Origin of the sequence: Vibrio hippocampi, from assembly GCF_921292975.1 — a bacterium.
GTDB classification, from domain to species: Bacteria; Pseudomonadota; Gammaproteobacteria; order Enterobacterales; family Vibrionaceae; genus Vibrio; species Vibrio hippocampi.
Window position 1 is genome coordinate 120,580 of record NZ_CAKLCM010000002.1, and the last position, 22,479, is coordinate 143,058.

Here is a 22,479-nt window from a genome sequence, read left to right on the forward strand (position 1 = left end):
CAGTACGACTAGACTTGTTTACATACCTCGCTTGTGTGGAATGGACTTTTATGAAGCCATGTTTAGTCTTATTGTTGATGATGGTTAGCGTTAATCTTGCCGCTAGTTCTTTAGTTAGTCATGCTTTAGTCACCAACCAACTGGGTTATTATCCTTCCGCGGACAAAAAAGCTTACCTGATTGGTGATCAAGAAAAGCAGATAGAATTAGTCTCTATGCGTGATAACAGCGCGGTCGCCAGCTATCCATTAATCGAAAATAATTCGTTACCTGATGGTCGACAAGTTTACGAGGCCGACTTCTCTAGCCTAACGGTTCCCGGATGGTATTACTTTCGATCCACCAAGGGACAATCGACACCATTTGAGATCAGCGAAACGGTATATGAAGCGCTAAACAATAGTTTGGTGCACGCTTTCTACTTGCAGCGTTCAGGCGAAGCGGTGCACTCTCCAGTCACCGGAATGGCGAGACCTGCTAGTCATCTTGAGGATGGCGTGATCGTTCGTAGTGATGCATTTCACACCGAAGGGGAGAAATATGATGGTCGTGGTGGTTGGTATGATGCTGGAGATTTTGGAAAGTATGTTGCGACCACGACGATTTCGGTCGCTCGACTGCTAGAAGCGTACCAACAAGCGCCGGAACTGTTCGACGCTCAGCAGATCAATAATATGCCGGTCATTTTAGATGAAGCGTTATTTGGTTTGTTGTGGCTAGAGAAAATGCAACGTGAAGATGGGGCGGTTTATCGAAAGATTTCAGGCGCTAAGTGGCCAGAACAAATCCCGCCATGGTTGGATCGTCAGCCGCGTTATGTCTATGGTGTCAGCACGCCAGAAACGGCAAAATATGCGGCAACGTTGGCATTCGCTGCTAGAGTATATAAGCGTTATGACGATCAACTGGCAGGGCGATTTTTAGCATCAGCACAGAAGGCGTGGGGATTTCTTGCCACTCAGTCGCAGCAATTTATCGATTGGAGAAATGAAGATGACTCCGGTTCGGGACCTTATATTCGCAATGAATATGATCAAGAGGCGGCTTTAGCGACGGATGTTGATGATAGAATTTGGGCCGCTTCTGAGCTCTATCTCGCCACACAGTCTCCTAAGTTCTATCAATATATCGAAACGCACTATCCAAAGATGATGGAGCAGGATGATGGTATGTTGGATATCTTTGAGTGGAAAAATCCCATCCTGTTAGGTCTTTGGCACTTAGTTGAATCCCTTGATACCCCATTGACTCAAACCATGGAAAAAGACCTGCACAACTTGGCTATTCGCTATGTACTGCAAGCAGAGGCGTCGCCATTTTATGTCGCCAATCAAAGGTTTGTCTGGGGTTCCAATAAAATGACGGCAGAAGCGGGAATTGTGATTGCCCTCGGAGCGAAGTTGTCTCCGGATGACAACTTTCGAGCTTCGGTGCAGTCTCAGTTAGACTATCTACTGGGTGCCAATGCATTTAATCTGAGTTTTGTCACTCACTTTGGTACTTACAGTGTGCGTAATCAACATCATCTTTACCAAATTAGTACAGGAGTGAGTCTGCCAGGTTATTTGGTGGGAGGACCAAATAGTATCGCTCAGGCGAATATTGCTCCAAAAGACATGGGCATGTTGAGCTATATTGATGATCCTCGTGCTTATGCAGTCAATGAATTTTCTATTGATTATAACGCGGCGTTAATAGGCTTGATTGCCGCTCACCATGCGTTAAAGAATAGGCGTTAAAAAATATGCGCTAAAAAATATGCATTAACAAAACAGACAAAAAGTCGAAACTAATTAGTCAGCGTGATTATTTTTATCATTGACGTAAAATTATTTTGATATTATCGCTATTTTTACAGTATACCAGTGCAAATTGTTGTATTTATTGTTATAAATTGTTGTTCATATTTTATAGTCTCAGCGATAAGGAAATAAACAATGAGTGAAGATGTGGGTAGTCATGTAGAAGCAGATTCAGTTCGTACTCATGCATTAGTCTGTTATGGGCTTATGGTACTTAGTATGTTAACGGGTGGTATTGCAGGGATTGTTGGCTTGATTTGGGCATATGTGAAAAAGGGTGACGCAGTAGGTACTATCTATGAGTCACACTTTGCCAATATTATTAGCACATTCTGGATTGGTCTCGTTTTAGGGATTATAGCGGTTGTGACTCTAGTGTTTGTTGTGGGTTATTTGATTGCGATAGCAGCGGCTATTTACTGTTTATACCGCTTCATCAAAGGCATTATTCGTACTATTGATCGCAAGGCATACGCCTAATTTACCCGCGGCAAAAAATGAATAAACAAAAACGCCCAAGAGCCTTAACTCTTGGGCGTTTTTTTAATCGTTGCGATTAAGCGCTAATTTGTGCTTGCAGATGAGCAATAATGTCATCGATAGCGACGGGGGTTTTTTCACCGTTGCGACGATTTTTATACTCGAAATTGCCTTCATCCATACTACGGTCACCAATGACGACAGTATGAGGAATACCAACCAGTTCCATATCAGAGAACATCACACCAGGACGCTCTTTACGGTCATCAAACAGTACTTCAAAGCCAGCAGCTGTCAGTTCAGCGTATAGCTTTTCTGCCGCTTCTTTAACGCGTTCAGATTTGTGCATGTTCATTGGCACGATAGCAATCTGGAATGGGGCAAGTGCGTCCGGCCAGATAATGCCGTATTTATCGTTATTTTGCTCGATAGCAGACGCCACGACACGAGAAACACCGATACCATAGCAACCCATCTCCAAGATGACGTTTTTGCCATCTGGACCTAGCACACCACAGTTCATCTTCTCAGAGTAGTTGGTACCGAGTTGGAAGATATGACCGACTTCAATACCACGCTTAAGCAAGATTGTGCCTTGACCACATGGGCTAGGATCACCTTCTACCACGTTGCGTAGATCTTCAATTTGACCAAGTTCTACATCGCGACCCCAGTTGATGCCGAAGTAATGTTTATCATCGATGTTAGCACCCGCGCCAAAATCGCTCATTGCAGCCACAGTACGATCAACAATAAATGGCAGTGCTAGATTGACTGGACCCAGTGAACCCGGACCAGCGCCAATGGCTGCACGAATTTCTTCTTCTGTCGCCATTTCAAGTGGAGATGCGACTTGAGGTAGGTTCTCTGCTTTGATTTCGTTCAGTTCATGGTCGCCACGGATGATGAGACCAATTAGCTCGGCGTCAACTTCATCGGATGCTTTAACAAATAGGGTTTTAACCGTCTTTTCAATCGGTAGTTCGAACTGCTCTACCAATTCAGCGATTGTTTTCGCATTCGGGGTATCAACTAGCGTCATCGCTTCGCTTGGCGCTGCACGCTCATAAGCTGGCGCAAGTGCTTCCGCTTTCTCGATGTTGGCGGCATAGTCAGATTCGCTAGAGAATGCGATGAGGTCTTCACCACTTTCTGCTAATACGTGGAATTCATGTGAACCACTACCACCGATAGCGCCCGTGTCAGCAAGAACTGGACGGTAGTCGAGACCCATACGATCGAAAGCTTTGCAGTAAGCGTCGTGCATCACATCATAAGACTTTTGTAGACCGTCTTTATCGATATCAAAGCTGTATGCATCCATCATTGAAAATTCACGTGCGCGCATAACACCAAAGCGTGGGCGGCGTTCGTCACGGAATTTCGTTTGGATCTGATATAGGTTGAGTGGTAGTTGCTTGTAAGAACTCACTTCGTTACGAACAAGGCTAGTCACTACCTCTTCCGCCGTCGGGCTCAATACAAAAGGACGCTCATGACGGTCAGTAAAACGAAGCAGTTCTGCGCCCATCTTTTCTGAACGACCAGTCTCTTCCCAAAGCTCAAAGGGTTGAACAACGGGCATTAGAGTTTCTACTGCGCCAGCGTTGTCAATTTCTTGGCGAACAATGTTTTCGACTTTACGCAGTACGCGAAGACCGGTTGGCAACCATGTGTAAAGACCTGATGCCAATTTACGGATCATACCCGCACGTAGCATGAGCTGGTGGCTCACTACTTCCGCGTCGTTTGGTGTTTCCTTCAGAGTAGAGAGAAGGTAATTACTGGTACGCATTTATGCTATCCATTCATCATGTTGAAAATAAGTTAAGCCGCCTATGATATCAGCCAATTGATTATCTACAAAGAGCTATCTACAACAGGCGATTGCTCGGAGGCGCCCTTATAAAAGGACGATGTCTGTGACCAGTATAGTATTGTCGATCATTTGGAATTTGACGTTCCAATCGAATAAACAAACACCATATTCTTTTGTATCCGGCTTGCCTTTCTTGTAGGCGGGGCGTGGATCTTGCGCCAAGATTTCTTGAATTACTTGTTGCTTATATTCGCCGTTGCTCGCTTGATTCAGCTTATTTACGGCTTGTTCCGAGAAGCAAACGTCGACGAGTTCAGGTTCGGCCTCGGCATAACCTCCGGCGGCTTGAGAAATAGAATCGGAGTAGGGAATATAAGGCTTGATATCGACTATGGGAGTGCCATCGACAAGGTCAACACTGCCGAGCTGCAAATAGATTTGACTGCCTTTCTGTTTAATGCCTCGAAACTCTACTGCGGACATACCAATGCCATTGGGACGAAAAGAGGAGCGAGTGGCTAAGACACCAATACGTTCATTTCCTCCTAGACGTGGCGGTCTAACGGTAGGCTTCCAACCCGCGCTGAGGTTTTGATCAAACATAAACAGTAGCCAGAGGTGAGAGAATTGTTCAATCCCTCTTACCGCTTCGATACAGTTACTATCGCCGCAGAGCTTTATGCTGGCTGTGGCTGAAGAAACCAATCTAGGCTGACGGGGAACGGCAAACTTTTCTTTGTAAGGCGACTGGATGTGCCCAATAGGGGAAATATCGAATTTCACAGACATCAAAAGTGGTGGTTTATTTGTGTTTATCATTTCAGAACAGCGGAAATAATTCAATCAACAGCAACAGAGGAAAGACCAAGTGACACAAAGCCTGATACAAAACTAATTATCGGAGGTGTATCTCTTTATTATTTTCGGTGCTCTATTGTTTTCGGTGCGGCATATGGATTACTTTAAAATCAGAGGATTAGCTACATTTAAACTGGCTGTATATGTTGCTAAATGCTACGAATGGTAGCGAATTATTCTGAAATAACTGTCATCTAACGGTTAAAAATTCGGCTTATCACTTGAATGTTGCGTTTCTAGTCTATAGAATCCGCCGCTTTGACGGAAAAATTGAGCTAGAAAAAGCTAGGACAATAACATTAAAGGGAGGGTCAGATGAGTTCGTCTGCCACTATGAAACACAACAAACCAAAGAAGCCGTTATTTACACGCTTCCTCGATTCTGTCGAGTATCTAGGTAACTTACTACCGCACCCAATTACACTTTTTGCTATCTTCTGTCTCGCTATCCTTGTGATGTCTGGTATTGCTGGTTACTTCGATGTTGCCGTCGCCGATCCTCGACCAGAAGGTGCTGCGGGTCGTGCCGCGGATGGAATGATAAAAGTGGTCAGCTTGCTGAATGCAGAAGGCTTACAGCTGATCGTGACCAATCTGGTTAAAAACTTCACCGGTTTTGCACCGCTAGGAACCGTGCTGGTTGCGATGCTAGGTGTCGCGATTGCTGAACACTCCGGTATGCTCTCTGCTGCAATGCGTGGTCTAGTGATGGGCGCATCAAAGCGCATGGTCACCGTTACCGTCGTTTTCGCAGGTATCATTTCTAACACCGCGTCTGAGCTTGGGTATGTGGTTCTTATTCCACTGGCAGCGATGCTGTTCCACTCTCTAGGGCGTCATCCGCTGGCGGGTTTAGCGGCTGCATTTGCTGGTGTGTCGGGTGGTTACTCGGCTAACTTATTGATTGGTACTGTCGATCCATTGTTGTCAGGTATTACTGAAACTGCGGCGCAGATGATCGATCCAAACTACTCAGTCGGTCCAGAAGTAAACTGGTACTTCATGTTTGCATCGACGTTCTTTATCTCTTTTATGGGTGCATTTGTCACTGAGAAGATCGTTGAGCCAAAACTAGGCAAGTATAACGATGAAGAAGCGTCAGAAGACCTCTCTCAAGATAAAATGGGTTCACTCACAGATATTGAGAAAAAAGGTCTAAAAGCGGCAGGTATTGCAGTACTGATTGTGAGTGCCGTGATTGCCTCTACGGTTGTGCCAGAAAGTGGTGTGCTTCGTACCGCTGATGGTCAGATTGCAGGTTCTCCATTCCTTAAGAGTATTGTTGCATTTATCTTTGTATTCTTTGCCATTCCCGGTTTTGTGTACGGTAAAGTAACAGGCACAATGAACAACGACCGTGATGTTATCGACGCCATGTCTAAGTCGATGTCATCAATGGGGATGTACATTGTATTGGTATTCTTCGCGGCTCAGTTTGTGGCTTTCTTTAAGTGGACTAACTTTGGTCAGGTGTTTGCGGTTGCAGGCGCGGACTTCCTGCAGACTATCGGTCTGACGGGTCCTGCACTGTTCTTTGCATTCATCTTGATGTGTGGTTTTATCAACTTAATGATTGGTTCTGCATCAGCGCAGTGGGCAGTGACCGCACCAATCTTTGTACCTATGCTGATGTTGGTGGGTTATGCGCCAGAAACGATTCAGGCGGCTTACCGTATCGGTGACTCAACGACAAATATCATCACGCCAATGATGAGCTACTTCGGCTTGATCTTGGCGGTTGCCACTCGTTATATGAAGAACCTAGGTATTGGTACGCTTATCGCGACGATGTTGCCGTATTCACTCTGCTTCCTAGTGGGTTGGAGTGTGCTGTTCTACCTCTGGGTATTCCTACTTGGTTTGCCTGTTGGTCCGGGCGCAGCGACGTTCTATACGCCATAATTTTGCATGGCATAACAAATAAGAAACGCTCCCAAAATGGGAGCGTTTTTTGATGGTTCGCGACTTATTTTAGCTTTTCTAAATCCGCTTCTATTTCTGCAATTTTACACGTCACCACTTTTTCGAGATGTTTTAGATCCGAGAGAATTTTCTGCTTGATATCGGTTTCTGTCGATGTAATGGGTTTAGTGATTAGGTTAAGCTCATCAATAACCAGAGTCAGGTTGCGGTTAATTTCGGTGACCTGTTTATAGGTTTGGCTGCTGCTATTGTCGCGCACGTTTTTCATCTGGCGCGGATACTTAAATTTAACGCTTTTAGCGAACAATTCGCCTTTTTGTTTGTGGAAGTAGATTTTTAGCACATCCTTGTGCGCTTCTTGTCTTAATGAGTAACGCTCAATTTGTTTAGGATCTGTGATTCCTAGACCCGTGAGGTTTGGATACATAGGCTTACCTCTAATTATTATGTGCTTATAATTATCATGTGCTTAGATAACAAATGTAGCAGGCTATGTGGAGGGGAGATAGTTGATTTGTGCCCGAAAGAGGGAGTTTTGTGGGAAAGATCGCGGATTCAATCTTTCCCACTTTGCAATATTTTGCGTTGTAAGTTTTAAGCTAGTGATTGATACGTCAATCGGTCGATTAGCTAGTAATTTGTTCTGAGATGGTATCTTGTAGCTTTTGCTTTAATTCCAGCTCTTCTTGCTCAGTTAACCGACCACCGGTTGGGCTTGTTAGGATAAATAAATCTTCTGCTCGTTCGCCAATCGTAGTGATTTTGGCACCATGTAAGTGAATATCTAACTCGGCAAAGGTGGTGCCGACCTTAGCAAGCAAGCCCGGTGCATCGAGAGCCACCAGTTCCATCAACGTACGTTTCTTGCCTTTTGTGGGGAGGAAATCAACTTTGGTCTTAACATTGAAATGTTTAAGCACTCTTGGCGCTCGTCTGGCTCTGATTTTTCTGGCTTTATTTTGTTCGAGTAACTGGACTAACTGTTCAATAATCTCTTCGTGTCGATCGACGGCAATCGCCTGACCGTTGTGGTCTAACACCATGAAGGTATCGAGAACAAACCCATCTTTACTCGTCATAATCTGGGCGTCATGGACGTTAAAGTTACGACGGTCTAGCTCAGAGACCACGTTAGCAAAAAGCGCGGGTTGGTCCGGCGAGTAAACAAACACCTCTGTCCCGCCACGGGTGGCATTTTTACTCATCAAGACTAGCGGTTTGTTGGGAGCGTCGGTATTTAAGATATGCTCGCAATGCCAAGCGATTTGTTTATGAGTGTGACGTAAAAAATAGTCGGCTTTGAAGCGCTGCCATAGCACCTCAATTTCACGGGCAGAAAACCCTTGTTTACGCAGCAATGCGGATGAAAGCTGTTGATTATGGCGAATACGGTCACGTACATCGACAGGGTTTTCAAGTCCACGTCTAAGGACTCGTTGCGTCGAGTAAAACAGTTCAGCCAGTAGAGTACGTTTCCAACTGTTCCAAAGTTCAGGGTTGGTGGCGCAAATATCCGCAACGGTTAAGCAAACTAAGAACTCTAAATATTCTTCATCACGCACTTTTTTGGCGAACTCGGCGATGACGTCGGGATCATAGATATCACGGCGCTGAGCAGTCACAGACATCAGTAGGTGGTTTTGAACCAGCCAAGAGACGAGGTTGGCCTCTGGCTTCGATAGCCCATGCTCAATACAAAAATCATAGGCTTCTACCGCACCAATTTCAGAGTGATCACCCCCTCGTCCTTTACCGATATCATGGAATATCGCCGCTAGGATCAGCAGTTCCTTCTTCTGCATCTTAGGGAAGACCTCGCAGCAGATCGGATGCTTTGAGTGGTTCTCTTCCAAACTAAAGCTATAGATATGATTCAACAAACGCACGCTGTGTTCATCAACGGTATAGACGTGGAACAGGTCAAACTGCATCTGACCCACGATTTGGCTCCATTGCGGCAGATACGAAGAAAATACTCCGAGCTTATGCATCAAGCGGTAGGTGCGATGCAGCGCATTGGGATGGCGAACCAACTGCATAAACTTTTCTCGAGCTTCGGGGATGGTATGCAAAAACTTGTTGAGTCGTCGTCGGGCGGTTCTGAGTTGACGGAGTGTTGCCGGGCTGACGCCTTCAATACTCGAGTCGTTCGCGATATGGATAAACATATCTAAGATAGTTTCAGGTCTGGCTTGGAATAAGGCTGGTTTTCGCGCCTCAATCAAGCTGCCTCGTCGTTGGAAATCGTCACTTAAAATTTGTGCGGGTTCGAGTTTACCTTTATTGATAATGGCTTGGTTGAAGAGTTTGAGTAACATCTTGTTTAACTCTGCGACTCGGCGCAGGGTACGATAGAACTCTTTCATCATCATTTCGACTGGCACATTGCCGTCACCGACAAAACCAAGACTCTCAGCAACATTGGCTTGATGCGCAAAGGTGAGTCGGTTGTCGTAGCGTCTTAGTTGCAGATGAAGGGCAAAGCGAACACGCCAAAGGTAATTTTGACACTCAACCAGTTCACGATATTCCGCATCGGTAAGGAAGCCATAGCGGCTCATTTCGAGCAGGGAAGTCGCACCAAAATGCCTTCTTGCCACCCAACTCAGAGTATGGATATCGCGCAGACCACCAGGAGTCGATTTGATATCAGGTTCTAGGTTGTAGGTGGTATCGTGGTATTTCGCGTGACGAGCGCGTTGCTCTTCAAGCTTAGCGCGATAAAAATCTTCAGAGGACCAGAATTCCTTGGCATCGATTTGTTGCTTCAAGCTGGTAAACGTATCTTCACTGCCTGCGAGCAGTCTTGCTTCTTGTAAATTGGTGGCAACCGTGAGATCCGCTTTACCAATCTCAATACACTCGTCGATGGTACGAACAGCGTGACCGACTTCTAATCTTAGGTCCCAAAGTAAGGTAATAAACTCGCTGATGGTGGTTTCGAGGTTTTGCGGTGATTTTTTTCTCGATACCACAAGAATATCAATATCAGACAGAGGATGCAGTTCGCCCCGTCCATAGCCGCCAACCGCAACAAGAGACAGTCCGATATGCTCGCTAAGCCCTGTTGAAGTCCATAAACGTTGCAGTAATTGGTCAATATAATCTGAGCGCCCCATGACTAACTCATCAATAGGGTGATGATTAAGAAAATCACTCTTCTGGTGTTCGGAAAAGTTGTCGAGCTGAGATTTAAGCTCAGCAATGGTGAGTTGGTCGTCAGCGAAGAGGCTTGGGCTTTGAAATGTCATAGTTGCAATCCATGCAGCGAAAATTAATAGCGATTTTTTGTGTGACTAAGTTTAGTGCGACTAAGCTTATGGTAACTAAGTTTATGATAAATGAGTTTATGGTGACTGATTAAGGTGTCTATATTGAGCAACAAAATTTAAAGAGTCACAAAGCAGTTTTGCTTCATAAACAAGGTTATATCAAAATGGCAGCAATAAAAAAACGCCATACGTGAGTATGGCGTCGATTTAATACAGTAAAGATACCGGTTTACAGGTTGTTCATGTGGCGAGGAACCGTGTCATCGCTACGCAGAGTCAAAACTTCACAACCTGTTTTAGTGACCACAATCGTGTGTTCCCACTGTGCAGAGTTTTTGCCGTCACCGGTATAAACGGTCCAATCATCCTCAGTATCGATGCTACAGCCAAATTTACCGGCGTTAATCATTGGCTCAATGGTAAACACCATGCCTTCTTTCAATACACGACGGTCGTTGTTTTTGTAGTGAACCACTTGCGGTTCTTCATGGAATTCAGCGCCGATACCATGACCACAGAAGTCTTTGACGATAGAGAATTTAGCGCGAGGATCTTTTTTGTTGTTCAGCTTGATGTACTTCTCGATTGCGGTGCCGATATCACCGACGGTCGAACCCGGCTTAACAGTTTTCATACCGATATACAGTGCTTCCTGTGCCACCATACAGAGACGTTTGTCATTCGGAGCAACGTCGCCAATCAGGAACATCTTAGAGGTGTCACCGTGGTAGCCTTCTGGGCGAGTGTCGAGATCGGCATTGTCGTCGTTAGGAATAATGACCGTTACGTCAACGTTAACGATATCGCCGCTTTTCAATACAGCCGGTTTTAGCTTACCCGTTGTACCCATCGCGTCTTCGCTGGCTGGGATGCCGTGACAAACGATGTGGTTGATTGAAGTACAGATAGATTTTGGAAAACCATGGTAATCCAATGGCGCTGAGTAAGCGCCTTTTTCACGAGTGTAGTCGGCACAGATCTTATCAAGCGCTTCGGTAGTGACCCCTTCTTTTACGTAAGGTTCGATCATTTCTAGCAGTTCAGCCGCTAGCTTACCGGCAATGCGCATTCTTTCGATTTCAGCTTCAGTTTTGATTTTGATAGACATCTGTGTTCTCGACTCGTTAATTGACGGCTTATTTTACCAGTGCGGCGATAGAGCGCAACAACAAGAATAGGAATTGTTTGCTTCTTAGTTGAACGTGGCAGCATGACTTTAGATTAGAGACTGCGTGTCTAAGTCTCCAATCGCTGCCATTCTGTTAAAACTTGCGCTGTAAGGTCATTTTGATAAAAACATTTTCTTTAGTTATCCGATACGTAGCAAGCGACTCATTAAGACCAAAGTCAGCGAATAAAAGCGCTAAAAATAGTAAGGACATAAAAAAGCACCTTGTTCGCCATCGCAAGGGGGCAGGTTGATACGGTTTAATTTCCATCAATTTTGGATGGTTTGTTGTAAATTCACTGGAAATGATGCGGCAAAATATGGTATAAAGCGCGCCGGAATCCGGACTAATTTTCTCCAACTAGGCGGAATTAGCTGAGTTCCACTCACTTTAATTTAAATCACACACATTTCGTCACATGTTCCGGGGTGCTTGAGTCAAACTCTAAGTCGGACGCATGGGAAATGTGGAGGCCTAACCCCATAGAGGAATTTAAAATGGCAACTGTATCAATGCGCGACATGCTAAAAGCTGGTGTACACTTCGGTCACCAGACTCGTTACTGGAACCCAAAAATGAAGCCATTCATCTTTGGTGCTCGTAACCGTGTACATATCATCAACCTAGAAAAAACAGTACCAATGTTCAACGATGCACTAGCTGAGCTAGCTAAAATCGGTGAGAAAAAAGGTAAAGTTCTATTTGTTGGTACTAAACGCGCTGCATCTGAAGCTGTTAAAGAAGCTGCTATCAACAGCGACCAGTTCTACGTTAACAACCGCTGGTTAGGCGGTATGCTAACAAACTACAAAACTGTTCGTCAGTCAATCAAACGTCTAAAAGACTTTGAAGCTCAAGCTCAAGACGGTACTTTCGAGAAACTCACTAAGAAAGAAGCTCTAATGCGTACTCGCGAAATGGAGAAGCTAGAGAAATCTCTTGGTGGTATCAAGAACATGGGCGGTCTTCCAGACGCTCTATTCGTAATCGATGCTGATCACGAGCACATCGCAATCAAAGAAGCGAACAACCTAGGTATCCCAGTATTTGCTGTTGTTGATACTAACTCTAACCCAGACGGCGTTGACTACGTTATCCCAGGTAACGACGATGCTATCCGTGCAGTACAGCTATACCTAAACGCTGTTGCAGAAACGGTTAAAGAAGGTCGTAACAAAGACGTTGCAGCTGTAGCTGACAAAGACGGTTTCGTAGAAGAAGCTGAATAATAGCGGCTTTAAGCTGGTTGTTGAAAACCTAGGTTTTCATATACACTAAGCTATAGTTTGCATCAGGGGCCGAATTAAGTGCCCCTGATTTTTACCTTAATCAGAATCTACCGAGGAATAGAGAATGGCTGTTACTGCTGCTCTAGTTAAAGAACTGCGCGAACGCACTGGCGCAGGCATGATGGAATGTAAGAAAGCGCTTGTTGAAACTAACGGTGACGTTGAAGTAGCAATCGAAAACATGCGTAAGTCTGGCGCTGCTAAAGCTGCTAAGAAAGCAGGTAACATTGCTGCTGAAGGCGCAATCATCATCAAAGAAGAAAACGGCGTGGCTGTTCTTCTTGAAGTTAACTGCCAAACAGACTTCGTTGCTAAAGATGCTAACTTCACAGCATTTGCTGACAAAGTAGCTGACGATGCACTAGCAACTAAAGCGACTGTTGAAGAGCTAGTTGCTAAGTTTGAAGACGAGCGTGTTACGCTTGTTGCTAAGATCGGCGAAAACATCAACATCCGTCGCGTACAGTACGTTGAAGGTGCTGCTATTGCTTCTTACCGCCACGGCGAGAAAATCGGTGTAGTTGTTGCTGGTGAAGGCGACGCTGAAACTCTTAAGCACGTTGCAATGCACGTAGCGGCTTCTCGTCCAGATTACGTTAACCCAGAAGACGTACCTGCAGACGTAGTTGAAAAAGAGAAAGCTGTTCAAGTTGAAATCGCTATGAACGAAGGCAAACCAGCAGAAATCGCAGAGAAGATGGTTGTTGGTCGCATGAAGAAGTTCACTGGCGAAGTTTCTCTAACAGGTCAAGCGTTCGTAATGGAACCTAAGAAAACTGTTGGCGAAATCCTAAAAGAGCGTAACGCTTCTGTATCTACCTTTGTTCGCCTAGAAGTTGGTGAAGGTATTGATAAAGGCGAGCAAATGAGCTTCGCTGATGAAGTAGCTGCAGCTCAAAAAGGTTAATCCCTTTTGATTTGTCAGTAATAAAGACCGTGGCCATGGCTACGGTCTTTTTACGATTAGACCCAGTGTTATTTTTTAGCCGTCATGAATTGAGATTGATATTCAAGTCTTTTGTCTCAGATTTTTATAACTTAAATAGTTATATAGATTAAATAGCCTTATAACCTAAGTCTCAATTCATGACCGTTAATCGTTAACTCTCTTTGGAAGGTATACTCCATGACAACGAACCCTAAACCAGCATATCAGCGAATTCTATTAAAATTAAGTGGTGAAGCTCTACAAGGCTCGGAAGGCTTTGGTATTGATCCAAAAGTCCTAGATCGTATGGCTCAAGAGGTCAAAGAACTGGTTGAACTGGGTGTTCAGGTAGGGGTGGTTATCGGTGGTGGTAACTTGTTCCGTGGTGCAGGCCTAGCAGAAGCGGGTATGAACCGCGTAGTCGGTGACCACATGGGCATGCTTGCAACAGTAATGAATGGTCTAGCGATGCGTGATGCTCTGCACCGCGCATATGTCAATGCTCGTGTAATGTCAGCGATCCCACTGCAAGGTGTTTGTGATGATTACAACTGGGCGGACGCCATTCGTGAACTTCGCCAAGGTCGCGTGGTTATTTTCTCTGCAGGTACTGGCAACCCATTCTTTACAACAGATTCAGCGGCATGTTTACGTGGTATTGAAATTGAAGCAGATTTGGTTCTAAAAGCAACCAAAGTCGACGGTGTCTTCGACGCAGACCCTGTAGCAAACCCAGATGCTAAGTTATATGATAAGCTGTCATATAACAGTGTTCTTGACCAAGAATTGAAAGTGATGGATTTAGCCGCGTTTACTCTAGCTCGCGATCACAAAATGCCAATTCGCGTATTTAACATGAACAAACCAGGTGCATTGCGCCGTGTTGTGATGGGTGAGGCTGAAGGCACACTTATCAGCGAAGCAGAATAAGCGTACACTGTAAAACATTATTTAAGGACATCACCCGAGAGTGACATGCTCTCGGGGTCATATTATTAAGGTGATATTGTGATTAACGAAATCAAAAAAGACGCTCAAGAGCGTATGGAAAAAAGTGTTGAAGCACTAAAGAATAACCTGTCTAAAGTACGTACAGGTCGTGCTCACCCAAGCCTTCTTCAAGGTATCTCAGTAGAATATTATGGCGCACCAACACCTCTTAACCAAGTTGCTAACGTTATTGCCGAAGATGCTCGTACACTGGCGATCACAGTATTCGATAAAGAACTGACACAAAAAGTAGAAAAAGCGATCATGATGTCAGATTTAGGTCTCAACCCTATGTCTGCAGGTACCGTTATTCGCGTACCACTTCCACCGTTAACGGAAGAGCGTCGTAAAGATCTAGTGAAAATCGTTCGTGGCGAAGCTGAAGGTGGTCGTGTTGCTATCCGTAACATCCGCCGTGACGCGAATGGCGATCTAAAAGCACTACTGAAAGACAAAGAAATCTCTGAAGATGAAGATCGTAAAGCACAAGACGAGATTCAAAAGCTTACTGATATCGCTGTGAAAAACGTAGACGAAGTTCTAGCAGCAAAAGAAAAAGAGTTGATGGAAGTTTAATCCTCTCTCGCGCGTAAATTAAATATAGGCGCTGTGCTCACAGCACAGCGTTTTTTTGTGCTACTCTGTCATACCTCAAAATTTTTATACTGTTCTATGCCAAACTCTCAGATAGTCACAGATTCACTCCCCAAGCATATTGCAATCATCATGGATGGCAATGGGCGTTGGGCAAAATCTCAAGGTAAACCACGCGTATTCGGGCATAAAAAAGGTGTTGATGCTGTTCGTAAAACCATCAGAGCAGCGGCAAAACTCCACATTCCTGCGATCACCTTGTTTGCATTCAGCAGTGAAAATTGGCGTCGACCTGAAGAAGAGGTGGGTGTTTTAATGGAGCTCTTTATCACTGTTTTGTCGAGCGAAGTTAAAAAACTGCATAAAAACAATCTCAAGCTGCAAGTCATTGGCGATACCACGCGCTTCAACGACAAGTTACAGAAAAAAATCTCTGAAGCAGAACAACTGACCGCCGGCAATACAGGAACGGTGATCAACATTGCTGCGAACTATGGCGGCAAATGGGATATTGTCCAAGCCACTCAGAAACTGGCTAACTTGGTTGAGAATGGGGAATTGAGATCGTCCGATATCACCGAAGATATGTTAGGTCGCTTTGTGACGATGTCTGATTTACCCGATGTTGATCTGATGATTCGCACTAGTGGCGAGTGCCGAATCAGCAACTTTATGCTTTGGCAAATGGCGTATGCCGAAATGTACTTTACTGAGCAGTATTGGCCTGAATTCGACGAAGACAGTTTTGCCGAGGCGATTACTTGGTATGTGAATCGCGAAAGGCGCTTTGGTTGCACCGGAGAGCAAGTAAAAGCATTAATGGAAGCCGACTAAGGACGAATTAGTTTGAAGCAACGAATTATTACTGCCTTGATACTAGCGCCGCTAGTTGTTTGGGGCATTTTCTCTCTGCCATTAACTTGGTTTCTGTTAGCCCTTGCCGGTATCACGTTAGTGGGTGCTTGGGAATGGACACAGTTCACTCTTAATCAATCTCGCATAACCGCCTTGATACCGATCACGGTTGTTACGGTGGCTTCCTTGGTCTTTATTCCAACGGATGTTGTCACCCTCAACCAAATTAATGCCACTCACCTGAGTATCCTTGGTATCGGCACCGGATGGTGGTTATTTGCCAGCGCATTAACGCTCACCTATCCCAAGTCGAGCGCCATTTGGCAACACTCTAACTTCTTACGTCACTTGTTTGGTGTGCTGACCTTGCTGCCATTTTTGTGGAGTATTTTGATCTTACGGGGTCATGAATACCCTATTGATAGTTTCTACGGCGCTAAATTGGTGCTCTTTGTCTGTTTGATTGTTTGGGCTGCAGACAGCGGCGCTTACTTTGCAGGTAAAAGTTTAGGTAAACATAAGATGGCACCTAAGGTGAGCCCGAATAAAACCATTGAGGGTTTGATTGGTGGCATAGTGACAGCACTTATTGTCGCTTGGGGTAGCTCGGAGTTGCTTGATATTAGGTTCTCTAGCTTTGCTAGCATGATGGTAATTACATTGGCGACGGTTGTGATCTCAGTTTTAGGTGACTTGGTTGAGAGTATGTTTAAGCGTGTGTCGGCAATTAAAGACAGTAGCAACATCATTCCCGGTCATGGCGGCATTTTAGACCGTGTTGACAGCTTAACCGCGGCATTTCCGATTTTCGCACTGCTGTATTTTACACTGTGATAAACGATTTTTAGTCACTATGACGAGTTTTAAATTAGGGTGAATAGCGGTTAGTAGCATGCAAAATTTAACCATTTTAGGTGCAACAGGTTCGATAGGGACCAGCACGCTTAAAGTCGTGGCACAAAACCCAGATCAATTCAGTATTTACGCTTTGGTCGCCGGACAAAATGTTGAAAAAATGGTTTCCCTGTGTGAGCAGTGGCAGCCTAAGTTTGCGGTATTAGAGTCCGAGCAGCAGGCAGGTGAACTCCGTCAGCGTATTCGCCACTTACCAACCCAAGTGTTATTTGGGCAGCAAGCCATGTGTCAGGTCTCATCGGCAACCGATGTCGACACCGTGATGGCCGCCATCGTCGGTGCCGCTGGGCTGATGCCGACAATGGCCGCCGTTCAAGCCGGTAAAAAAGTGCTGTTGGCAAACAAAGAAGCGCTCGTGATGTCTGGTCAGCTATTTATGGATGCGGTTAAGCACTCAGGCGCGCAACTTTTGCCGGTCGATAGTGAGCACAATGCTATCTTCCAATGTTTGCCAACTGACATTCAAACCCAACTAGGGCATTGCGATCTTCAGCAAGCGGGTATTAACCATATTCTCCTGACGGGTTCTGGCGGTCCTTTTCGCTATACTGACGTGTCACAACTGGCTAGCGTCACGCCAGAACAAGCCATCGCGCACCCAAACTGGTCGATGGGACCGAAAATTTCTGTAGACTCAGCCACTATGATGAATAAAGGGTTGGAGTTTATCGAAGCGAAATGGTTGTTTAATGCTTCTCGTGAGCAGCTAAAGGTGATCATTCATCCTCAGTCTGTTATCCACTCAATGGTTCAGTATTGCGATGGCTCAGTGTTAGCGCAGATGGGCAACCCAGATATGGCGACCCCGATTGCGTATTCCATGTCATACCCTGAACGTATCATCGCGGGTGTTGAGCCCTTAGATTTTATGAAGTTAGGCGAACTTACCTTTTTAGAGCCTGACTTTGCGCGTTATCCTTGCCTCGAATTGGCGATTAATGCCTGTTACGAGGGACAGCATGCAACAACAGCCATGAATGCAGCGAATGAAATTGCAGTGGATGCTTTCCTTGCCGGAAGGTTACCATTTACAAATATTTGTGCGGTAAGTGAGCGTGTGATGTCTAAACTCTGCACATCCAATGAATTTAGGCAATTAGATAACTTGGAAACTATTCTTGAGCTAGATAGAATGGCTCGCAGTTATGCGCACGAATATGTGCGTGCTTTGTCTTAAGAGAGTTTGTGAATATGACGGGTATTATATGGAACTTTGCCTCATTTATCGTTGCACTGGGTATTCTAGTCGCGGTACATGAATTTGGCCATTTTTGGGTCGCTAGGCGCTGTGGTGTATACGTCGAAAAATTTTCTATCGGTTTTGGTAAGTCTATCTGGTCAAAGAAAGGCAAAGATGGCACTGAATACAGTGTTTCTATGATCCCTCTGGGCGGCTACGTGAAAATGCTTGATAGCCGTATTGAAGCGATCCCAGAGTCAAAATATCCGCAAGCATTCGATAAAAAACCGTTGTGGAAGCGATCAGCAATCGTGGCCGCGGGTCCTGCATTTAACTTTATCTTTGCGATTTTCGCCTATTGGTTGGTCTTTCTTATAGGTGTCCCAGCCGTCAAACCTGTTGTTGGTGAAGTCACGCCAAACTCCATTATGGCGCAAGCTGGTTTGCAGTCAGGAATGGAAATTAAATCGATTGATGGAAAGCAAACACTCGACTGGGAATCGGTGAACTTAGGCTTGGTTTCCCATATCGGTGATAATCGAATGGTGATCACAGTTTCGCCGAATAACTCGTTGGGAACGGACAAAAAACTGGCAATCGACCTAGCAGGCTGGAACTTTGACCCAGAAACAGAGTCTGCTATGGGTACTCTTGGTTTTAAACCGTATTCACCGCAAATTTCCACCACATTGGCGAATATCAGTGAAGGTGGTGCCGCGTTTGAAGCCGGATTAGAAGCGGGTGACATCATCGTTACGATGAAAAACCAAGCCATTTCCGAGTGGCAGCAAGTGGTTGAGGTCATCCAAGATAGCCCGAATACGCCTATTCCTATGCGGGTAGAGCGACAGGGTAATGAACTTCAGTTGACACTGACCCCGAATGCTAAAACGCTAAACGACGGTCGTGTGATTGGTTTTGCCGGAGTTGCGCCTGAAGTCGGCGAGTGGCCGGCAGATTATCGTTTTGATTTACAATACGGTCCAGTGGAGGCCGTTGGCAAAGCGATTGTAAAAACAGGACAAATTATAGAACTGACGATCACCATGCTGAAAAAGCTGATCGTTGGGGATGTTGGAATAAACAATCTGAGCGGTCCTATCTCTATCGCTAAGGGCGCGGGAGCGACGGCGGATTTCGGGTTAGTTTATTTCTTAGGTTTTTTAGCGCTTATTAGTGTTAACTTAGGTATCATCAACTTGGTACCTTTACCGATGCTCGATGGCGGACATTTAATGTTCTTTGCTATTGAAGCAGTGATTCGTAGGCCAGTACCGGAAAAAGTACAAGAGATGGGCTACCGCTTTGGCGGTGCGATCATATTCTCACTAATGGCAATAGCAATATTTAACGATTTTACTCGCCTCTAAACAACTCATTTTGGCGGCAGTATCAGCAAGGATAAATCAGAGCAGGTATGGCGATAAAACATATTCTATTCGCATCTCTATTAGCGACCAGTGTGTCGGTGAATGGAGCTGAGAATTTTGTTGTACAGGACATTCGCATTGAAGGTTTACAGAGAGTAGCACTGGGTGCTGCCCTGTTGAAAATGCCTGTACGTATTGGTGATACGGTAGATAGTCGTGATATCTCCGAGATCATCAATGCCCTCTATAAATCAGGTAACTTTGAAGACATCAAAGTACTGAGAGACCAAGATGCCTTGGTTGTTAGGGTGCGTGAACGCCCAACGATCGCCAGTATCTCTTTCTCTGGCAATAGTGCCATCAAAGAAGAGCAACTACAGCAGAACCTTGATGCCTCCGGTATTCAAATCGGTGAAGCACTCGATCGCACTACTCTCAGTAACATCGAAAAAGGCTTGGAAGACTTCTACTATAGCGTTGGTAAATATAATGCCAAGGTTCAAGCGGTTGTGACTCCTTTGCCACGTAACCGTTCGGATTTGAAGTTTGTCTTCACTGAGGGCGTTTCTGCAACGATTAAGCAGATTAATTTCATTGGTAATGAGGTGTTCTCTGACGATGAATTATTGTCACGCTTTAATCTAAACACGGAAGTTTCATGGTGGAACTTCCTTGCTGATGATAAATATCAGAAACAGATCCTCGCTGCCGATATCGAGGCACTTCGTTCCTACTACCTTGATCGTGGTTTCCTCAAGTTCAAAGTCGATACGACACAAGTCTCTATTTCTCCCGACAAGAAGGGCGTCTATATCACGCTTGGTATTGATGAGGGCAGCGCTTATGAAGTAGATGAGGTGAAGTTCCGAGGTCAGTTGATCGGCAAAGAGCAACAATTTAAAGACATGGTGCCTTTCGAGCCAAGTGATATATACAATGGCTCGCGTGTGACCTCTCTTGAGGAGTCCATCAAGCGTGAACTTGGTGAATCGGGTTATGCGTATCCTCAGGTGACAACCATTCCTGAATTTGACGATGAAAACAACAAGGTGTCATTAGTTGTCAACGTTGAATCGGGCAAGCGTATTTATGTACGTGATATTCGCTTTACAGGTAACAACTCAACCAAAGATGAAGTTTTGCGCCGCGAGATGCGTCAAATGGAGTCAAGTTGGTTGAACTCGAGAGCGATAGAAACGGGTAAAGGTCGTCTAAACCGTCTTGGTTTCTTTGAAACGGTGGATGTACAAACCGTGCGTGTGCCGGGTACGGATGATCAGGTTGATCTTGTTTATCAGGTGAAAGAAGCCAACTCAGGTAGCGTCAACTTTGGTGTTGGTTACGGTACCGAATCAGGTGTGAGTTTCCAGGTGGGTCTTCAGCAAGATAACTTTGCCGGTAGTGGTGACAAGGTCGGTATTAGTGCGACAGTAAACGACTACTCGAAAAGTTTGACGCTAGACTACCGTGATCCATACTGGAACTTGGATGGTGTCAGTTTTGGTGGACAGGTTTTCTACAACGAGTTTGAAGCGTCTAACGCCGGTATTATTGACTATACCGATGAAAGCTATGGCGGCTCATTGACTTGGGGTTTCCCGGTTGATGAATTGAACTATCTTGAATTCGGTGGCGGTTATACTCACAGTAAGTTGGGTAATATTAAAGAGTATGTACAGATTGAGAAATTTTTACAGGCTCAAGACAAAAATCGCGATTCAGATGGTAACTTAATCACAGATGACTTCCACCTGACCGCATCGTGGACACGAAATAACCTGAACCGTGGACGTTTCCCAACCGCGGGTAATCATCAGAAGTTATACTCGAAGATCACAATACCGGGTTCTGATGTTCAGTACTTTAGAGCCCAATATGATGTGCGTCAGTACTTGCCTCTAACCAAGAGCCATAACTTTACTTTATTGTTTAAAGGACGTTTAGGCTATGGTAACGGTTATGGACAGACAGATGGCAACGATAACTTATTGCCATTCTATGAGAACTTCTATGCGGGTGGTTTCTCTACCTTACGAGGCTTTAGTCAAAACTCAGCAGGTCCGAAAGCGGTCTATGATGATCCAAACGGATGTGCCAGCAACCCGGGTACCAACAACCCTTGTTACTCGGCGACGGATGACTCGGTGGGTGGTAATGCCGTGGCATTGGCGAGTCTTGAGTTGATCGTTCCGACGCCATTTGCTTCGGACGAATTTAGAAACCAAGTTCGTACCAGTATCTTCTTGGATGCGGCAAGTGTATGGGACACTGAGTTCAGCTATGTATCTCAGGATCCAAACATGTCGGGTGCAGAGTACTACTACGATTACTCAGACCCAACGAATTACAGAGCTTCAGTTGGTGTCGCGCTACAGTGGATGTCTCCAATGGGTCCACTGGTGTTCTCACTAGCGACGCCAATTAAAGAGTACGAAGGCGACGATACAGAGGTCTTCACATTTACGATTGGCAACACATTCTAATTTAAACCAAATACTAGTTATATAGAGGAATCGACCTTGAAAAAATTTATGCAGGCAGCAGGGCTTGGCCTAGTAATCCTTACATCGTCACTGTTTGCCAACGCAGCGGAAGCTGCGCAAAAAATTGGCTATATCAACACGTTACAGGTTTTCCAAGCTTTGCCACAACGTGAAGCGGTGGCTAAAAAGCTGCAAAATGAATTCAAAGATAAAAGTGCTGAACTTAAAGCTATCGAAGCGAGTGCAGGCAAAAAAATCGAGAAGCTAAAGCGCGATGGCGAGCTACTGGGTGCTGACGAAGTGGAAAAACTTCGCATTGAAATCGGTCAGTTGCAAAGCGAATTTAAAATTAAGGCTCAAGCTTTCGAAAAAGAAGGTCAGCGTCGTGAAGCTGAAGAGCACAAAAAAATGCTAAAAACTATCCAAGATGCGGTTGATAAAGTTGCGAAACAGCAAGGTTATGACATCGTTCTTGACGCTCAAGCTATCGGCTACGCGAAGGATGAGTTCAACATTTCTGAGCAAGTTATCAAAGCGCTAAAATAAGCATAA

Annotated in this window: 18 protein-coding genes; 13 read left to right on the plus strand and 5 right to left on the minus strand. The window is 45.1% G+C overall.

Annotation, left to right across the window (positions count from 1 at the left end):
- The first annotated feature begins 50 nt into the window (after nucleotides 1-50).
- Nucleotides 51-1,739 (plus strand): glycoside hydrolase family 9 protein, encoded by a 1,689-nt coding sequence (locus L9Q39_RS03035; protein ID WP_237483649.1) that lies wholly within the window; start codon nucleotides 51-53, stop codon nucleotides 1,737-1,739.
- 198 nt (nucleotides 1,740-1,937) lie between these two features.
- Nucleotides 1,938-2,282 carry a DUF4870 family protein gene (locus L9Q39_RS03040; RefSeq protein WP_237483650.1) on the plus strand — a complete coding sequence of 115 codons (345 nt, stop codon included), beginning with the start codon at nucleotides 1,938-1,940 and terminating at the stop codon, nucleotides 2,280-2,282.
- A gap of 76 nt (nucleotides 2,283-2,358) precedes the next feature.
- Here the strand turns inward: L9Q39_RS03040 and L9Q39_RS03045 are convergent, their stop codons facing one another.
- Together L9Q39_RS03045 and tsaA are read right to left on the minus strand one after the other, a co-directional pair.
- Complete coding sequence (locus L9Q39_RS03045; RefSeq protein WP_237483651.1) at nucleotides 2,359-4,077, minus strand: proline--tRNA ligase; 1,719 nt, start codon at nucleotides 4,075-4,077, stop codon at nucleotides 2,359-2,361.
- Between the two features lie 108 nt (nucleotides 4,078-4,185).
- Nucleotides 4,186-4,890 carry a tRNA (N6-threonylcarbamoyladenosine(37)-N6)-methyltransferase TrmO gene (gene tsaA, locus L9Q39_RS03050; RefSeq protein WP_237483652.1) on the minus strand — a complete coding sequence of 235 codons (705 nt, stop codon included), beginning with the start codon at nucleotides 4,888-4,890 and terminating at the stop codon, nucleotides 4,186-4,188.
- 384 nt (nucleotides 4,891-5,274) lie between these two features.
- Between tsaA and L9Q39_RS03055 the strand changes: the two genes are divergently transcribed.
- On the plus strand, nucleotides 5,275-6,861 hold the full coding sequence (locus L9Q39_RS03055; protein ID WP_237483653.1) for an AbgT family transporter: 1,587 nt from the start codon (nucleotides 5,275-5,277) through the stop codon (nucleotides 6,859-6,861).
- A 64-nt stretch (nucleotides 6,862-6,925) separates the two neighbouring features.
- Here L9Q39_RS03055 and L9Q39_RS03060 read toward each other — a convergent pair whose 3' ends face one another.
- The 3 genes from L9Q39_RS03060 to map all read right to left on the minus strand — a co-directional run bounded on the left by L9Q39_RS03060 (nucleotide 6,926) and on the right by map (nucleotide 11,262).
- The gene (locus L9Q39_RS03060; protein WP_237483654.1) at nucleotides 6,926-7,309 is read right to left on the minus strand and encodes a DUF3461 family protein; all 384 of its coding nucleotides are present in this window, start codon (nucleotides 7,307-7,309) and stop codon (nucleotides 6,926-6,928) included.
- 199 nt (nucleotides 7,310-7,508) lie between these two features.
- Entirely contained in the window at nucleotides 7,509-10,133 is a 2,625-nt protein-coding gene (gene glnD / locus L9Q39_RS03065) for a bifunctional uridylyltransferase/uridylyl-removing protein GlnD (protein WP_237483655.1), read from the minus strand.
- Nucleotides 10,134-10,383: 250 nt separating this feature from the next.
- Nucleotides 10,384-11,262: a type I methionyl aminopeptidase gene (gene map, locus L9Q39_RS03070; protein WP_237483656.1), complete on the minus strand. Its 879-nt coding sequence runs from the start codon at nucleotides 11,260-11,262 to the stop codon at nucleotides 10,384-10,386.
- 558 nt (nucleotides 11,263-11,820) lie between these two features.
- On the opposite strand from map, the gene rpsB reads away from it, so the two are divergent.
- From rpsB to L9Q39_RS03120, 10 genes are all read left to right on the plus strand, one after another.
- The gene (gene rpsB / locus L9Q39_RS03075) at nucleotides 11,821-12,552 is read left to right on the plus strand and encodes a 30S ribosomal protein S2 (RefSeq protein WP_237483657.1); all 732 of its coding nucleotides are present in this window, start codon (nucleotides 11,821-11,823) and stop codon (nucleotides 12,550-12,552) included.
- Between the two features lie 124 nt (nucleotides 12,553-12,676).
- Nucleotides 12,677-13,519, plus strand: coding sequence for a translation elongation factor Ts (gene tsf / locus L9Q39_RS03080; protein ID WP_237483658.1), 843 nt, complete (start codon nucleotides 12,677-12,679; stop codon nucleotides 13,517-13,519).
- A 219-nt stretch (nucleotides 13,520-13,738) separates the two neighbouring features.
- On the plus strand, nucleotides 13,739-14,470 hold the full coding sequence (gene pyrH / locus L9Q39_RS03085; protein WP_237483659.1) for a UMP kinase: 732 nt from the start codon (nucleotides 13,739-13,741) through the stop codon (nucleotides 14,468-14,470).
- A gap of 78 nt (nucleotides 14,471-14,548) precedes the next feature.
- The gene (gene frr / locus L9Q39_RS03090; protein ID WP_237483660.1) at nucleotides 14,549-15,106 is read left to right on the plus strand and encodes a ribosome recycling factor; all 558 of its coding nucleotides are present in this window, start codon (nucleotides 14,549-14,551) and stop codon (nucleotides 15,104-15,106) included.
- 96 nt (nucleotides 15,107-15,202) lie between these two features.
- Nucleotides 15,203-15,958: an undecaprenyl pyrophosphate synthase gene (gene uppS / locus L9Q39_RS03095; RefSeq protein WP_237483661.1), complete on the plus strand. Its 756-nt coding sequence runs from the start codon at nucleotides 15,203-15,205 to the stop codon at nucleotides 15,956-15,958.
- Nucleotides 15,959-15,970: 12 nt separating this feature from the next.
- A complete protein-coding gene (locus L9Q39_RS03100) occupies nucleotides 15,971-16,813 on the plus strand; it encodes a phosphatidate cytidylyltransferase (RefSeq protein WP_237483662.1) in 843 nt (280 codons plus the stop codon).
- Nucleotides 16,814-16,871: 58 nt separating this feature from the next.
- Nucleotides 16,872-18,071, plus strand: a complete 1,200-nt coding sequence (ispC, locus tag L9Q39_RS03105; protein ID WP_237483663.1) for a 1-deoxy-D-xylulose-5-phosphate reductoisomerase — start codon at nucleotides 16,872-16,874, stop codon at nucleotides 18,069-18,071.
- A gap of 14 nt (nucleotides 18,072-18,085) precedes the next feature.
- Nucleotides 18,086-19,444, plus strand: coding sequence for a sigma E protease regulator RseP (gene rseP / locus L9Q39_RS03110; protein WP_237483664.1), 1,359 nt, complete (start codon nucleotides 18,086-18,088; stop codon nucleotides 19,442-19,444).
- A gap of 47 nt (nucleotides 19,445-19,491) precedes the next feature.
- Nucleotides 19,492-21,927: an outer membrane protein assembly factor BamA gene (gene bamA / locus L9Q39_RS03115; protein WP_237483665.1), complete on the plus strand. Its 2,436-nt coding sequence runs from the start codon at nucleotides 19,492-19,494 to the stop codon at nucleotides 21,925-21,927.
- A gap of 48 nt (nucleotides 21,928-21,975) precedes the next feature.
- A complete protein-coding gene (locus L9Q39_RS03120; protein ID WP_435532822.1) occupies nucleotides 21,976-22,473 on the plus strand; it encodes an OmpH family outer membrane protein in 498 nt (165 codons plus the stop codon).
- The last annotated feature ends 6 nt before the right edge of the window (nucleotides 22,474-22,479 follow it).

What these genes read in the sequence shown, in the direction of transcription:
- L9Q39_RS03055 (WP_237483653.1), top strand. Translation starts at nt 5,275, where the DNA reads ATGAGTTCGTCTGCCACTATGAAACACAACAAACCAAAGAAGCCGTTA.
- bamA (WP_237483665.1), top strand. Translation starts at nt 19,492, where the DNA reads ATGGCGATAAAACATATTCTATTCGCATCTCTATTAGCGACCAGTGTG.
- map (WP_237483656.1), bottom strand. Translation starts at nt 11,262, where the DNA reads ATGTCTATCAAAATCAAAACTGAAGCTGAAATCGAAAGAATGCGCATT.
- L9Q39_RS03060 (WP_237483654.1), bottom strand. Translation starts at nt 7,309, where the DNA reads ATGTATCCAAACCTCACGGGTCTAGGAATCACAGATCCTAAACAAATT.
- tsaA (WP_237483652.1), bottom strand. Translation starts at nt 4,890, where the DNA reads ATGTCTGTGAAATTCGATATTTCCCCTATTGGGCACATCCAGTCGCCT.
- L9Q39_RS03040 (WP_237483650.1), top strand. Translation starts at nt 1,938, where the DNA reads ATGAGTGAAGATGTGGGTAGTCATGTAGAAGCAGATTCAGTTCGTACT.
- L9Q39_RS03045 (WP_237483651.1), bottom strand. Translation starts at nt 4,077, where the DNA reads ATGCGTACCAGTAATTACCTTCTCTCTACTCTGAAGGAAACACCAAAC.
- rpsB (WP_237483657.1), top strand. Translation starts at nt 11,821, where the DNA reads ATGGCAACTGTATCAATGCGCGACATGCTAAAAGCTGGTGTACACTTC.
- pyrH (WP_237483659.1), top strand. Translation starts at nt 13,739, where the DNA reads ATGACAACGAACCCTAAACCAGCATATCAGCGAATTCTATTAAAATTA.
- tsf (WP_237483658.1), top strand. Translation starts at nt 12,677, where the DNA reads ATGGCTGTTACTGCTGCTCTAGTTAAAGAACTGCGCGAACGCACTGGC.
- rseP (WP_237483664.1), top strand. Translation starts at nt 18,086, where the DNA reads ATGACGGGTATTATATGGAACTTTGCCTCATTTATCGTTGCACTGGGT.
- ispC (WP_237483663.1), top strand. Translation starts at nt 16,872, where the DNA reads ATGCAAAATTTAACCATTTTAGGTGCAACAGGTTCGATAGGGACCAGC.
- L9Q39_RS03120 (WP_435532822.1), top strand. Translation starts at nt 21,976, where the DNA reads ATGCAGGCAGCAGGGCTTGGCCTAGTAATCCTTACATCGTCACTGTTT.
- L9Q39_RS03035 (WP_237483649.1), top strand. Translation starts at nt 51, where the DNA reads ATGAAGCCATGTTTAGTCTTATTGTTGATGATGGTTAGCGTTAATCTT.
- uppS (WP_237483661.1), top strand. Translation starts at nt 15,203, where the DNA reads ATGCCAAACTCTCAGATAGTCACAGATTCACTCCCCAAGCATATTGCA.
- glnD (WP_237483655.1), bottom strand. Translation starts at nt 10,133, where the DNA reads ATGACATTTCAAAGCCCAAGCCTCTTCGCTGACGACCAACTCACCATT.